Annotated in this window: 16 protein-coding genes and 1 tRNA gene; 13 read left to right on the forward strand and 4 right to left on the reverse strand. The window is 53.6% G+C overall.

Translation table 11 applies throughout. The annotated features are described in order from the left end of the window. Positions 1-22: 22 nt before the first annotated feature. From H573_RS0111915 to H573_RS0111925, 3 genes are all read left to right on the forward strand, one after another. A complete protein-coding gene (locus H573_RS0111915) occupies positions 23-904 on the forward strand; it encodes a LysR family transcriptional regulator (protein WP_027874475.1) in 882 nt (293 codons plus the stop codon). A 129-nt stretch (positions 905-1,033) separates the two neighbouring features. After that, entirely contained in the window at positions 1,034-1,927 is an 894-nt protein-coding gene (locus H573_RS0111920; RefSeq protein ID WP_027874476.1) for an acyltransferase, read from the forward strand. Positions 1,928-1,983: 56 nt separating this feature from the next. Next, entirely contained in the window at positions 1,984-2,478 is a 495-nt protein-coding gene (locus tag H573_RS0111925) for a nitroreductase family deazaflavin-dependent oxidoreductase (RefSeq protein WP_051171254.1), read from the forward strand. A 45-nt stretch (positions 2,479-2,523) separates the two neighbouring features. Here the strand turns inward: H573_RS0111925 and H573_RS19830 are convergent, their stop codons facing one another. The 4 genes from H573_RS19830 to H573_RS0111945 form a co-directional block, all read right to left on the reverse strand. After that, on the reverse strand, positions 2,524-2,649 hold the full coding sequence (locus H573_RS19830; RefSeq protein WP_267878904.1) for a hypothetical protein: 126 nt from the start codon (positions 2,647-2,649) through the stop codon (positions 2,524-2,526). A 134-nt stretch (positions 2,650-2,783) separates the two neighbouring features. Continuing rightward, entirely contained in the window at positions 2,784-3,200 is a 417-nt protein-coding gene (locus tag H573_RS0111935; protein ID WP_154653887.1) for a hypothetical protein, read from the reverse strand. 88 nt (positions 3,201-3,288) lie between these two features. After that, a complete protein-coding gene (locus H573_RS0111940; protein WP_051171255.1) occupies positions 3,289-4,263 on the reverse strand; it encodes a DMT family transporter in 975 nt (324 codons plus the stop codon). A 92-nt stretch (positions 4,264-4,355) separates the two neighbouring features. Beyond that, positions 4,356-4,432, reverse strand: a tRNA-Pro gene (locus tag H573_RS0111945). A 390-nt stretch (positions 4,433-4,822) separates the two neighbouring features. Between H573_RS0111945 and H573_RS19595 the strand changes: the two genes are divergently transcribed. From H573_RS19595 to H573_RS0112000, 10 genes are all read left to right on the forward strand, one after another. Further along, positions 4,823-5,173: a hypothetical protein gene (locus H573_RS19595; RefSeq protein ID WP_161624260.1), complete on the forward strand. Its 351-nt coding sequence runs from the start codon at positions 4,823-4,825 to the stop codon at positions 5,171-5,173. Next, a complete protein-coding gene (locus tag H573_RS18030) occupies positions 5,166-7,151 on the forward strand; it encodes a pilus assembly protein N-terminal domain-containing protein (RefSeq protein WP_051171256.1) in 1,986 nt (661 codons plus the stop codon). The genes H573_RS19595 and H573_RS18030 overlap by 8 nt, the downstream gene beginning before the upstream one ends. Positions 7,152-7,165: 14 nt before the next feature. After that, positions 7,166-7,918 carry a tetratricopeptide repeat protein gene (locus H573_RS0111960; RefSeq protein ID WP_154653889.1) on the forward strand — a complete coding sequence of 251 codons (753 nt, stop codon included), beginning with the start codon at positions 7,166-7,168 and terminating at the stop codon, positions 7,916-7,918. Between the two features lie 472 nt (positions 7,919-8,390). Continuing rightward, entirely contained in the window at positions 8,391-8,777 is a 387-nt protein-coding gene (locus tag H573_RS18035) for a hypothetical protein (protein ID WP_051171257.1), read from the forward strand. A 149-nt stretch (positions 8,778-8,926) separates the two neighbouring features. Beyond that, complete coding sequence (locus H573_RS19660; protein WP_027874482.1) at positions 8,927-9,817, forward strand: hypothetical protein; 891 nt, start codon at positions 8,927-8,929, stop codon at positions 9,815-9,817. Between the two features lie 418 nt (positions 9,818-10,235). Continuing rightward, positions 10,236-10,619: a hypothetical protein gene (locus H573_RS18045; RefSeq protein WP_051171258.1), complete on the forward strand. Its 384-nt coding sequence runs from the start codon at positions 10,236-10,238 to the stop codon at positions 10,617-10,619. Between the two features lie 81 nt (positions 10,620-10,700). Further along, positions 10,701-11,450, forward strand: a complete 750-nt coding sequence (locus H573_RS0111985) for a CpaB family protein (RefSeq protein WP_084498048.1) — start codon at positions 10,701-10,703, stop codon at positions 11,448-11,450. Positions 11,451-11,477: 27 nt separating this feature from the next. Beyond that, positions 11,478-12,818, forward strand: coding sequence for a TadA family conjugal transfer-associated ATPase (locus tag H573_RS0111990; protein WP_084498049.1), 1,341 nt, complete (start codon positions 11,478-11,480; stop codon positions 12,816-12,818). Continuing rightward, a complete protein-coding gene (locus H573_RS0111995) occupies positions 12,805-13,695 on the forward strand; it encodes a type II secretion system F family protein (protein ID WP_027874485.1) in 891 nt (296 codons plus the stop codon). Before H573_RS0111990 ends, H573_RS0111995 begins: the two co-directional genes overlap by 14 nt. Beyond that, on the forward strand, positions 13,692-14,403 hold a 712-nt coding region (locus H573_RS0112000), incomplete at its 3' end, for a type II secretion system F family protein (RefSeq protein WP_027874486.1). The genes H573_RS0111995 and H573_RS0112000, both read left to right, overlap by 4 nt.

Consider the following 14,403-nt stretch of genomic DNA (forward strand, 5'->3'; position numbering starts at 1 on the left):
TATTAATTGATAAGTTTAAATTATGAATGTCAGTGTTAAACAGTTGCGCGCCTTCGTTGCTGTGGCCGAGACAGGCAGCTTCGCGCAGGCATGTGAGCAATTGAATATATCGCAACCGGCGCTGAGCATGGCGGTGAAGAACCTCGAAGATGAAGTGGGTGGAAGCCTGTTTTTGCGCTCGACCCGGTCGTTGAGTTTAAGTCCCGAGGGCAGTGCGTTTCTGCCCACCGCTCAGCGCCTGCTGCGGGACTGGTCCGATGCCTTTACCGACTTGCAGCGTTTGTATAGCTTACAGCAGGGCAAGCTAACCATTGCGGCAATGCCCTCGTTTGCCAGCACACGCCTGCCTGCGGTATTGGCGACCTACCGGCAGCAGTTCCCCAATATTGATATCGCGGTGCGCGATATCGTCATGGAGGAGCTTATTGATGCCGTGCGCGCTGGCCGTGTTGAACTTGGCGTGGCCTTTGAGCCAGACGATAGCGAGGGGCTGGAATTTGAAGCGCTTTTCACCGACCGCTTCGTGGCGGTATTGCCAGAGGCACACCCCTTACTGGCGCGCAATCGCCTGCGGATAAAAGACCTGCTCGGCGATACGGTGATTACCCTGAACAGGGGCTCCAGCACCCGCCGCTGGACGGAAGCGGCCTTCGCCATTGAGTCACTTTCGCCCCCGGCGATCTTCGAGGCGTTTCAACTGACTACCGTGGGGGCAATGGTGGCCGCTGGCCTGGGTGTGGCGCTGGTGCCAGCGCTGTGTGAGGAGCAGATGCATCAATTGGGCGCCCGCTGTAAGCCGATAAGCGGACGATGTATCGAACGGCGAGTGGGGATTATCAGGCGCCGACGACAGCAGCTGTCATCTGCAGCAGTGGCCATGCGCGCCTTATTGATGGAAAACTAGGGGACTTGCCGAGGTGAGTGATGGTGGCAGCGCTACCTTCCCCAGCGGGGATACCCTAAAATACGGCCGCTGCTCAGTGATAACTGCGGTGATAACTGGGGTGATGACAACAATAGAGAGGAAGGACGGATGCTCGGTTTTTTACCGCCTGTGGTAAAGGGATTTCTCGCTGCGTGCCTGTTGGCCATGAATACCGTTGTGCTGGCGCCGTTTTTGATGGTGGTATCGCTACTGCGTTTTCTTGTGCCGCTAGCAAGCTTTCAACGCCGCTGCACGGCGGCGGCAGTGTGGATTGCCGAATTATGGATCGCGATCAACTCTCAGTGGATGCGCTTAACCCAGCCCATGCAGTGGGACGTAGAGGGTATTGAGCAGCTCGATAAGGACCAGTGGTATCTGGTGACCTCTAATCATCAGTCCTGGGCCGATATATTTATTCTTCAGAATTTACTGAATCGGAAAATTCCGATGCTCAAGTTCTTTCTAAAACAGGAACTCATCTGGGTGCCGGTAATCGGCTTGTGCTGGTGGGCGTTGGATTTCCCGTTTATGAAACGCTACAGCAAGGAATACTTGGAAAAGCACCCAGAAAAGCGTGGCCAAGACTTTGAGAGCACCCGCCGTGCCTGCGAGAAGTTTGAACATTTACCCGTGTCGGTCTTCAATTTCCTAGAAGGTACGCGCTACACCCCTGCCAAACACGACGCGCAGCAGTCACCTTATAAATGGCTGCTAAAACCCAAGGCAGGTGGCATCGGCTTTGTTGTGGGAGCGATGGGCTCAAGTGTCAAAACCTTAGTCGATATTACTATTGCTTATCCCGGCCACACACAGCCGTCCTTCGGCGACTTCCTTTGCGGACGGGTGGATAACGTTAAGGTTCGTGTGCAGAAACGAGAGATCCCCAGCGAATTTTTGGGTCGTAGCTACAGCGACGATGAGGACTTCCGCTATGAGTTCCAGCAATGGGTTAGCGCACTGTGGAAGGAAAAAGACCAATTGATGGAAGAGCTGCACCGATGACTCTCTGAGGTGAAAAGACCCATGGCCAATAACAATAAAATAGGGGTAGGCAGAATATGAAATTCGACTATGTAAAAACACGGCGTGAGGATGTGGCCAGTATTCCAGAGAGCTGGTCCGGCGCAATAAAGACCGTTATGCGTCACTACACCCGTTTCAATGTCTGGGTGTATAAGAAAAGTGGCGGGAGGTTGATGAAAAGCTTTCCCGGCGGTTATCCCATTTGTATTGTTGGTATGACGGGCAAAAAAACGGGTAAAGCCAGAGAGATCGCACTGATTCATCTGCCGCTGGGTGACAAGAAGCTACTGGTCGCTTCCCAAGGAGGCATGCCATCGCACCCTTTGTGGTATCACAATATCAAGGCGAACCCTGCGATTACGATTCAAGTTGGGCGCGAGCGTCTCGCCTACACGGCGCGAGAAGTGGACGCTGATACCAAACGGGAACTCTGGCCTCACTTAGTTAGCCTGTACCCCGATTTCGATGAATACCAAGCGCGTACCGACCGAGATATCCCCGTGTTTTGTTGCGAGCCGACAGCGCCATAAACGGCGCAATGGTAGGGGCTGCTTTACGCCCCTGATCCGTCGCTGCTAAGCCGCCTTCTTCAGCTTTTTCTTGAGTTTGGCGAGCTTGCCTTCGTGCTTGGCTATTTTCGATTTACGCTGTTTGATGGCTTTTTTCAGACTGGCGATTTTCTTTTTTGCTTTCTTGGACATGATGTCTTCCTCTGCAGAAACGTTACCGGGGAATGGCGGGAATAATCGCCTGCCCACCGATGCAAACGAGTAGCCGTATAGTCTAGGACATTCAGGCCGCTAGGTAGTGCGCGCATAAGCTAGATGCGCAGGGTTTAGTGGGGCAGTTTTATGCCGTGGCTGAGCAGCCACTCCTCGTCTAGCTTCCAGATAACGCGACTGATGCCCTCCTGAGCCATAGCGCGCTCTCTGGCGTAGGCCTGTAAGTCGGCCAAGGCTTGCTGAGCCTCAAAAAACCGCTCTTCGCTGACAGAGACGTTCTGCAAAGAAGGGTCAATAACCTTAATGATGACGGGCACCGGCACATCTGCTGAGCGCGGTGACGTCATTACCGCGACACCGTTTTTTACTGCCAGAACGCGAAAGTGGTAGGGGTAGCTATTGAGTTTGTCGTCCTGCTTCAACACCGCATTCAATGCGCGAACCTCTGAGGGCTCGTAAAAGATATTTACCATTACGGTAAGGGCGAGCGCGGCGATAAAAAATCCGTAAACCTTCATGCCTCGTGACATAGACAATCTCTTCAGCGGGGAGTGAGTAAACGCGCACTTTACCGCGTTTTCGCCGGAAGCATGTTGATACGGCTCAATGCAGAGAGGGTTAAAGGCTTTTACGCTTGCGAAAGAGGGACTTCAGTAAACCTTGCAGCGCCCGCCACCGGGTAATCATCAGTGCGAGAAATATCAGCAGGCAGCCTAGCAGTTGCGTTGCACTAAGGCGCTCGGTAAACCATGCCGCCGCGATCAGTGCCGTCCACACTGGTTCAAGCACCATGATAATCACGCCGTTGCTATACGGTGACAGGCTCTGTGCGTAGGTTTGTAGGTAAAAACGCAGCGCCGTGCCAACGGTTGCAGAGAGCGTGACCCACAGCCAGACCATCGGTTGACCGGCCAATTCGCCAATGTGCCAGGTCTCAAGGAATGTTGATAGCAGCCCGGTAACCGCCGCGACGGTGGTCAATACCAAGGTGGTTAGGGCTAATACCGGTACCTGTGGAACGTGTTGAGCGTGTCCGTTTTTATCGGCGCGTGACATGGGGTTGGCCGCGCGTGTGTTCAAATTGAAATACAGCGCAAATAGCGCTGCGGCGCAGAGCAATAGCAGTTGCGATAACTCCAGACGCAATTGCTGATTCAGAGAGAGGAGGGCGAGCCCAAAACAGGCGACTGGCAGTGCCACCCAGGTACTGCGCGGAACAGACTCCTTGAACAGCAGCGCAGCAATTACCGGTACTAGAATGACCCCCAAACTGACGATGAACGCCGCCTCTCCGACATGGTGGGAGGCCGCGAGCCCCTTGACCCATAGGCTCATGGCGATACCAAAGACCACCCCAACTTTTACGCATCGAATAAAGTGCACGCGGCTGAGAACCCGTAACTCCGTTTTTGCCACCATCGCCAGAATGACTGCGGCGATAAAGAAGCGTGCCGACATGAACAACAGCGGGGGCATGATGGCGACCGCTTCTTTGGAGAAAATCCAGCTAATGGCCGCCAGCAGGGTTACGATTACGAAAATGGCATCTGCAGGGAGGTGCCTAGATGCCGCGCGGGGACCTTGATTCTTCATGAAATCTAGACCTGAATTTGGCGCCCTGAGTCGAATTGAGGACTTGGTTCCAAGGACTTGTGTGGCGGGCTGGCTCGCTGGGGAGAAGCTGCTGGTCGGAATGAGAGGATTCGAACCTCCGACCCCTGCCTCCCGAAGGCAGTGCTCTACCAAGCTGAGCTACATTCCGATCGGCTTATTACAGCATGATCTTAACAAGCCAAAATGATACCAAAGCCTGGTATAGCGCTCAATCATCGGCGCGGGGCGTTTCTGTGTGACCGATGCCTTGGCTAAACGTAGGTGCCCGGTGGCAACAAGGCGCGGCCTTTTCCTCCCACAAGATCCTTATTTCTGCCACGCGGTCATTGTGAAGGCCCCGGCCTCAAATAGCGGATTATTATGCTTTGCATTTTGCAAATGGCAGGCGAGACTTTGCTGCCTTTGCTTTCCGTTCTTTTTTTGTAATCCCTAACGCACTGATACTAAAAGGAAAAAAAAGTGATTTTGCATTTTGCAGGCTCTGGCCTGCTTTCTGCAATTGACGGGTAAGTTCGTCAAATTTAAATGGGGTGGGGTCATGTTCACAAACTATACTGGGTGGGTAAAAGGCAGAACGCTATTGGCGCTTTTCGCTTTGAGCTTAGTGATTGCGTGTAGCCACATAGATACTCAGTACAAAGCTGAGCGTCGCAGTCAGGGGTGGCTTATTGCCGCCCATTCAGACAAAGATCGCGACGGCGTTATGGATTTCGGTGACCTCTGCCCGAAGACGCCCGAGGGCAGTGACGTGGATAGTTTTGGTTGCCATGACGTCGCCCTCCGAGCACTGTATTCAACAGCGCGTGCGGGAGAGCGTCACTGCGGGTGGGAACACTACTTGGCGGAGTGCCGCGCTGCGTCTCACAAGGAGCATAGAAACAATGATTAAGTCAGCAATTGCGCAGCGCCCCTTTCGTCTGCTTGGCGCCGCACTGGCGTTTTCGGTTGCGGCAGGTCTTTGCACCGCGTTGCCGATGACGGCCCATGCTGCAGAGAAAGGCTTGAAGTTCGTTGAGACGGCCGACGGCCGGCAATCTTCCAGAACGCGCGAGTTAGTGCAGTGGACCCATTCCCGTTTGGTTTTTGATAAGACCTTAAAGCGTGTCGCTGTTGGCCAGGACTCCACGATGGAAGTGGAGGTGTTGGGCAGTAATGAGGTGTTGGCACTCGCCAAAAAGGTGGGGCGTACCAGCATTATGGTGTGGTATACCGACGGCAGTACCGAAACGTTTCTGTTTAGCGTGGTGGAGGATTTGACCGTTCTTCGAGACGCGTTGCGCGATATACACCCCAACCTGAGATTGCAGTTAGCACCAGACCGAGCCGCACTGGTATTGCGCGGCCGCGTGCCGACGATGGATTTCCGTCTGGCAGCGGAAACGGCAGCTCGTGATTATCTTGATGTGGGCGCGGATCATGGCCAGCGCGCTGACCTGGTAATGAGAGGGGGCGCGCCCTCACTCATCGACGATGCGAATTTTCGTCTTCAATCGGCATACAGTGATGCGCGATCAGTGACTGATCGTGGTCGCAGCAATGCGAGTATTATCAACTTAATCCAAGTTGAAACCCTGCCGATGAGCGTAAAGGAAAAACTCGAGCGCGCCATTGCAGGTGCCGGGGGTAAAGACGTAAACGTACGGCGCCTTCAACGCGGCGATGTGGCAAGTAGTCAGCACGACACGCTGATTTTGTCCGGAAAGGTGGATACCCAGGTCGACCTCGTTCGCGTTCTTAACATTGCTTCGCGGGTGGTAACCGGGCACGACAACAACAGCAACAGGGATCCACAGCGTCAACAAGCCAATGTCGATGACAGTATTCGCGCCATCGCGAACGAGTCTGGCGGCTTGATGAGTGGGAAGGGGTTTGGCAGCGGGGTTGGTGGTCTGGGCAATAATGTCGGCGCGAATGTTGGCCGCGCCAAGATGGTATCGATTGCTAATGGCCGTATTTTATCGATGATCGAAGTGCGAGACCTGCCTCAGGTGCGGGTGTCCGTGCAGATGCATGAAGTGAGTCGTCGCCGCCTTAAGAACTGGCGCCCCGACGTTTCGCTGGTTACCAATGGCTATGACGCTAGCGGCCAATTCGGTCTAGCCGGGCGGACGCAAAATTCTGAATCGACGATCGAGAATGCCTTGCAGCTTCTTGGCGGTACCCTGCTTAATAATATTCAGATTGGTGGCAGTGATATCGCGTTTGACGCGCTGTTTGCGCTGCTCGAGGAAGAGGGTATTTCCAGGACCTTATCTCGACCCACGCTGACCGTGCTTGCAGGCGAATCGGCTAGCTTTCGAGCTGGTGGTGAAGTGCCGGTTCCCAATGCCTTTGCTCCCACCGGGCTGTCTGCCGATGACCAAGTTGGCAATAACCAAAGCGGGGTGTTCAGCGGTACCGACTTTAAATCCTTTGGTGTTGAGCTGGAGATTCGTGCCATGGTGGGTGAGGACGACCGGATTACCTTGGACTTGCGCCCCACGATCTCACTGCCGGATACGCAGCTCACACAAGATATCGCCAACAGTACAGGCTCAAGCTTAAATACGTCGGCCTTCAATGTACGCACGCTGCAAACGTCTTCCCGCCTCCGCGATGGTCAGGCCCTGGTCATTGGCGGCTTAGTGAGCCGAGACTTGGCTGATAACCAGAGCCACACGCCGGGGTTAAGCAGCATTCCTCTGATTGGCAATCTTGCTAAGTCGTCGGGGAAAAGTGATACCGACAAAGAATTAATCATCGTGGTGACGCCAACGATTGTACGCGAAGCTAAACACAGCGCTCAGCTTTGGCAGTTTGACGACGCGGCAACGCTGCTCAGACGCGCAGTAGCCGAGTCTATTCTTTCCACCCGCAGTCGTTATTAAGCGAAGGAATACCAATGAGAGCCTCAGTTATTAGTAAACGTTTTATCCAGCCCTTAGTCGCCGCTTGGGCCGTGTTGACACTGTCTGCATGCGTGTCGATGGATGCACATCGAGAGGCGACACCCGATCCCAATGCGCGCCTAGACAAAATGCTGGCACTGTACGAGCAGGAGCGGGAAAGCGGCAGCGCCTGCGCCGAATTGTGGAAGGCCTATAGCGCGACGACAGACTGTGAACGAATTTTGAATGAGGTAGAGCGCCTGTCGGTTGAGTTTCCACGCAACGCGCGTATTTTGCTGGCCAGTGCGGTGATGCAATATGAAGCGGGCAGAGGGGAAAATGCGCAGTTGATCTTAGACAATCTGCTAACGATGCCTGGCAGCCACCCGGAGGCCGCACTGCTACGTAGTAAAATCGCTATGCAGGAGGGAAGCACCACTCGCGCCCGTGCCGTTCTTGAGGCGCAGATTCTGCTGGCTCCCGACTATGCTGAACTTCGTGAAGCCTTGGCGGCCACCTATTACCTGGAGGGCAAATATGGTCAGGCGCAAAGGGCTTTGAGCATTGCGGGGCGCTTGGGGGCGCCAGGCTGGCGCTTGTCCTACCACCAGGGTTTGATTCGCGAGGCAAAAGAGGACTGGACAGCCGCGTGTGGGCTGTATGCGATGGCCTTAGAGCAGCGGCCTGACTTCCGTGAAGCCGCCGCGAGATTGGTGGGGCTAAGTCACTATGAGGATTGCCGGCGACTCGCCGACAGGCGCCGATAAGGCTTTCTTGAGTGAAAAAACCGGGCTAACCCCCGGTTTTTTTTTACCTGACGATATTGTTGCCGAATAGCTTCTTATTGCTTTAGCAGCGCTTTCTCCCCATTGAAAAGGCAACTCCCATCCCGTTGTTTTAGTTTTCGTTTTTCAATATGCGTTTAAACCGCCTTGCAAAATGCAACGGGTCTCTGCTGTTGACGATGTAGTCACTCGATGTGATTCGCTTTTGTCTTGTGCGCATCTCGTAACATATTGATAAATAATAACTTTAATTATTTTTTTTGATTTTTATAAAGTTGGTACGGCGCCTGCAATATCCCAGTCAAGAATCACCGCCTCGTACCGAACGGTTTGGATGGCAAGGGCGATTCGATAAGGACGCAGAGCGGCAGCGGTCGCGATGCAAAACATTTGAAATACAGCACCGTGTGCTGCGGCTATCCAAGCCACTACTTACTTTTTTGAGGAAGACATTATGAAAACTGCAATCAACACTTCAGCGAAAACCAAGAAACAAGGCGGCTTTATCATGACCACTGAACTGGTGCTGCTGGTCACCACCATGGTAGTGGGCATGATCGTCGGCTTGGTGACCATGCGCGACTCCGTCGTTGCCGAAATGGAAGATGTGGCCGAAGCGGTTGGCGCCCTGGACCAAAGCTACGCTTACAACGGTTTGCGTGAGTCTAACAGCGGGTCAGGCGTGTCCGGATCACAGTTCCTGGACAACCAAGATCTTAACGCTGGCGACGCTGCATCATTCAGCTTCGTGACGTCAGATGGTATCGAAGGCACCACGGGTACAGCAGCTCCGACTGGCGCGTATTCAACTGATGCAGCGCCGGCAGTACCGAATCTGTAACCTTGGCTGTAGGGAGAGGCGGCCTAATGGCCGCCTTTTTTATGGGAGAAGCTTTAGTATTAAAACGCTTCTTTTGTTTGTATGTGTTGCTAGGATGACGTCGAGACCTCGTGTTGTATAACCGCCAACCGGCAGGGAAGGAAAGTGTGATGGCCAAATATTCAAACCGGGTGATATCGAGCCGCCGACAGTCAGGGTTTGTGTTGACCACTGAGCTGGTATTACTGGTGACGGTTATGGTGATCGGCACAGTGATTGGCTGGGTCGCGATTCGCGATGCAACTGTTTCTGAAATGTACGAGTTTGCTGAGTCGATAAAAGCCCCGGGCAGTGGTTACGCGTTTAGTGGTCTTCCCACCTCGGTGGCGAGTGAAAACCCCGGTTCTTCTGCGGTAGGGCAGTCGTTCACCTTTGATTATATGGCTCCGAGCGATGAGGGTGGAATGAACCTCATGCCTGGAAGTGCGCCGGTTGATGCGGACAATAGCATTGGCGGCACAGGCGGCACAGGCGGCACAGGCGGCACAGGCGGCACAGGCGGCACAGGCGGCACAGGCGGCACGGGAGATGGCGTGCCGCCAGGGTATATCGTGGTTATTGTCGATGGTGTGGAGGTGTTAGTGCCGGTGACAGACCCCGATTCGGGTGGAGGAACAGGTACTGACCCGGTGACAGATGGTGGTACAGGTACTGATCCAGTAACAGGCGGCGGTACGGGTAATGACCCGGTGACAGACGGCGGCACGGGTAATGATCCAGTAACAGGGTGTAAGGGCAAAGGAAATTGCGACAAAAATAACCCGACTACCGACCCCGTCACAGGAGGCGGTACGGGTACTGATCCGGTGACCGGTGGTGGCACAGGTACCGATCCGGTGACAGGCGGCGGCACGGGTACTGATCCGGTGACAGGCGGCGGTACGGGTACTGATCCGGTGACAGGAGGTGGTATAGGCACTGATCCGGTGACAGGCGGCGGTACGGGTACTGATCCAGTAACAGGGTGTAAGGGCAAAGGTAATTGCGATAAAAACCGCTGACAGTCGACTTGTAGCGGTGACGGTCGCTGGGAATGCGCCATCTGGTCGCGGTAGTGCAGCTACCAATGCCGGGTTTTATAAGGTTGCTTTTCAAGCCGCTTTGCAAATTGCAAAAGCGGCTTTTTTCTTTCTGTTAAACCCTGATTTCGTTGGTTGTTTTTGTCAAAAAACGATGAGCGAAATTTCTTAACGTATTGAATAAAAAATAACTTTAATTATTTTTTTTGATTTTTATAAAGTTGGTACGGCGCCTGCAATATCCCAGTCAAGAATCACCGCCTCGTACCGAACGGTTTGGATGGCAAGGGCGATTCGATAAGGACGCAGAGCGGCAGCGGTCGCGATGCAAAACATTTGAAATACAGCACCGTGTGCTGCGGCTATCCAAGCCACTACTTACTTTTTTGAGGAAGACATTATGAAAACTGCAATCAACACTTCAGCGAAAACCAAGAAACAAGGCGGCTTTATCATGACCACTGAACTGGTGCTGCTGGTCACCACCATGGTGGTGGGCATGATCGTCGGCTTGGTCACCATGCGCGACTCCGTTGTTGCGGAGATGGAAGATGTGGCCGAAGCAGTCGGCGCCCTGGACCAAAGCTATGCTTACAATGGTTTACGTGAGTCTAACAGCGGGTCAGCCGTGTCGGGATCACAGTTCCTGGACAACCAAGATCTTAACGCTGGCGACGCTGCATCATTCAGCTTCGTGACGTCAGATGGTATCGAAGGTGTTCGGGGGATTGCACCGACCGGTGCTTACTCAACTGATGCGGCGCCTGCTGTACCGACTCTGTAATCATAAAGAACGAAGTGGCGGCCTTCCGGCCGCCACGAATCAATCAACGTAGATAAACTGTAAAGAAATTAGAGGTGCAGCATGAAGAGGAAATTAACAGGAAGCGCGACTGGCTCCATTGTCTTATTCTTCGCGTCAAGCATGCTGGCCTCAGTTCTCGGCCTGAGACAGATAGACCGATTGAATACTGAGACCGCCTGGGTGGCAGGTGGCGATATTCCGGCAGGGCAAATGGTTACTCGTGCTCTACTTCGCGAGGCGAAGGTAAAAGACACTAGCCACGCAATTATTGATCCGCGCCAAATTATCGGAAAAACACTCACGAAAAATAAGCGCGACGGTGAGACGTTTAATGCCAGTGAGCTGGCTGTGCCGAAGCGTCCAACCTTGGCCCAGGCTGTACCTGAAGGCCGTGTGCTGTATACGCTTAAACCAGATCCCACCAGTATTCCCTTCGCGCAATTGCGTGGTGGCGATCGTTTAGATGTATTGGTAAGAAATCGTCACGGTGTGCATACCGTGGCAACTGATGTCCGCCTGATCGGCGTTATGCGAAATGGGGCTGCCGCGAAAAACAATAGCGGTGATGTAATGAGCTTGCTCCCGAAGGACCGTTCGGCAACGGCTGGCGGTGCAAACGTGGCATCACTGGTGGTGGCGGTGTATCCGCAGCATGTTTATCCGCTTGCCAGTATCGGTAAGAGTGATAAGGTGAGTTTAGTGTTGCACAGTGCTCGCGGTGAGAAGTTGGCGGTGCGGCCAGCGGCAACCCACCGAGAAGTGGAAATGGTAAGCGGATTGGCTCGCAAGAAAGTGTTGCTGCGGCTTTAGCGGCAACTACTGGTAGAGGAAGGGATAATGTTTGGTTCGCCACGCAGCACAGATAAAAGCAAAAATACGGCGCCAAGTAACAATAGCGAAGACTACCAGCGTCGCTTGCGCACGTTTGTTCATAAACGTTTGATCGATTCTTTAGATGATGGCGGCGCCGATATCTTAGGGGATATTGAGCAAGTTCGAGTCCGCCTTGCCGACATTCTTGAAGACCTAGAAGAAGAGCGTGGCATAGCGGTTTCCGATAGCCAGCGCCTCCAGCTTGAGCAGGAAATTCTGGAAGAGCTCGGCGGCTTGGGCCCCTTGGCGGGCTTGATGATGGAAGATGACATCACCGATATTATGGTGAATGGGCCCTATGAGGTGTGGGTGGATAGAGGTGGTCAATTACAAAAGACCGCAGTGCGCTTTGATGACGACAGTCACTTGCGCCGATTTCTCGATCGTATTGTCGGTGCTCAGGGTAGGCACCTTGATGCTAGCAACCCGATGGTCGACGCAAGACTGGCCGATGGTAGCCGTCTGCACGCGGTGATTCCGCCGCTTTGCGCCAAGGGAGCGATCGTCTCAATTCGGCGTTTTCGCTGCGAGCAGCTTGATGAAGCGCAGTTGGTGGAGAGTGGTTTCCTTAGTCAAGACATGTTGGACACCTTGAAGCTGGCGGTGAACGCGGGTGTAAACGTGGTGGTGGCGGGTAGTGCCGCAGCGGGAAAAACCACACTGTTGAATTTACTTTCGAAAAGCATTCCCGAGAATCAACGTATTGTCACCATAGAAGAAACGGCCGAATTACGCCTGAGCCATCCCCATGTGATTCCCCTGGAATCAAGAGCAGGTAACATGGAAGGGCGAGGAAGCATCAGTTTACGCGAGCTGGTTCGTACGGCGCTGCGGATGCGCGCCGACAGGATTATTGTTGGCGAGGTCCGCGGCGGTGAAGTGATGGATATGCTGCAGGCGATGAACGTAGGCCACGAAGGCAGTTTGACCACCGTACATGCTAATAGCCTTTCTGATGTACTGCGCCGACTGGAGTCCCTGGCGCTAATGAGCGATGCCGATATTCCCAGAGAGTCGGTACGCGAGATGATTGCTTCAGCGATTCAGCTGGTCGTGCATGTGGTGCGATTTCGCGATGGTTCTCGCCGTGTTGTCAGTATGGGAGAGGTGCATAGTAACGATGGCGAACTGGGCGTGACGCCACTGTTTAATTTTAAAACCGCTGCGGTCGAGCAGGATGCAGTGATACGTGGGTGCCACGAATACACGGGCGCGCCAATGCATTTTTTAGATCATGTCGCTGCACGGGGTTTTTCGGTTGTGCTGCCATTTTTGGCGAGCGAGGTGACCGGTGCCCTGGATTAATCTGATCGAATGGGGGCTACTGATTTTTGCGGTGCTTGTCGCCGCAGTCGTCGCCTACCGCCAGTTATTACCTGCGCCATTGCAGGCCGACAGTGATGCGCTAGCAGACCCTGATACTGACGGCAGTGAAATCCGTTCGCCAATGCGAGCAAATATGCGCACATTGAACTTGCGCATAGAGCCCTTTGTATTCGTGTTGGTCACGGTTGCCATTAGTTGCTGTGTGTTTTTTGTCGTATTGGAATTGTTCCCCAATGCGCTGTGGGTGGCTGTGATAGCCGCTGTAGCTGTGACGATAATGAGCTTCTTTATGCTGGCTGATATCAGCCAGATGCTGCGTCGAAAGTTTGAAGAAAAACTCGTCGATGCTTTAGATCTTGTCTACGCAGCGATTCAAGGTGGACTGCCCCCACGACAAGCTTTGCAGGTTGCCGCTGACTCCTCTAAGGGTGCCGTAAAGCGCGAACTCAACGAAATAGTTGCGCGCCTTGACTACGGTTTGAGTGTAGAGAAAGCGGTAGAGCGAATTCGCAGCCGCTACGATACCGAGGCGGTGCGCTTATTCAGTCAAGCACTGGTTGCCAAGTGGCATTCAGGCAGTGATTTCGGCTTGCTAATCAGCTCCGTGACGGTGCTGGTACGCGACCAGATTCGCATGCGAATCATGATTAGCGGCCAGCTCTCCGGTGCCCGCTACGCGGCCATCTTCACCGGCGCCCTGCCGTATCTGCTCGTACCCGTGTTTATGTGGAAACAGCCCGATTGGTTTGAGCCACTGAGCACTAACCCGAACGGCGGTAGTTATTTAATGGTGGCAGTATTGCTTCAGGTTGGTGGGTATTTATGGTTGCGCCGTTTGCTGAGGGCTGAGTTGTGAATGACAGCTGGTGGATCGACTTTGTTTTTGTATCGTTACTGATCGGCATTGCCTACATTGCTTTTCGGCTGCGTGCCGCGAGTCAAGACCTCGGTGACGATACAGAGGTTGATTTTGAAGAACAGCAGCGCTTTAGCCTTTATCCGAGTAAGCGCATTCGGCAAGCGGGTCTGGCGCCAAAAACGATGCGGCTCAGCTATTGGCTGCTGAAATTCACGCTGCTGCTGCTTGGGCCTACATTACTGCTGGAACTGAGTGCTGGGCAGGTAGCGCTGTGGTTGTTGGCGGCGGTCGCCGTCGCATTATTTTTTGTGTTTGATGTTTGGTTGTTAATGGTTCGACGCAAGCGTCGTCAGCAGATTAGGCGGTCGCTGAATTTCTTCGTTAACTTGCTGGTGGTCTATCTTAAATCAGGAATGAGCTTGGGTAAGGCTTTTGACCAAGCCGCTGAGTACGGTTTAGGGAATAAAAACCCCTTGTCACAAGAGATCTCTTTGCTTAGTAAAGAAATTGAAGCAGGACGCGGCCGTGATGAAGCGTTCGCAAAACTTGCGCAGCGAACCGGCGTTGAAGACCTTGAAAAAATTGCCGCCGTGTTACGCGTGGGTTTTCAGGTTGGCTCGCCGGTGGCGGAAACCTTAGCCGCTCAAGCGGAGCTTCTGCGGGCCAAGCAAACACAGTTGGGCACCGAACTGGTGAATCGAAAGT

It is taken from the genome of Neomelitea salexigens DSM 19753, from assembly GCF_000422345.1.
GTDB classification, from domain to species: domain Bacteria; phylum Pseudomonadota; class Gammaproteobacteria; order Pseudomonadales; family Spongiibacteraceae; genus Spongiibacter; species Spongiibacter marinus_A.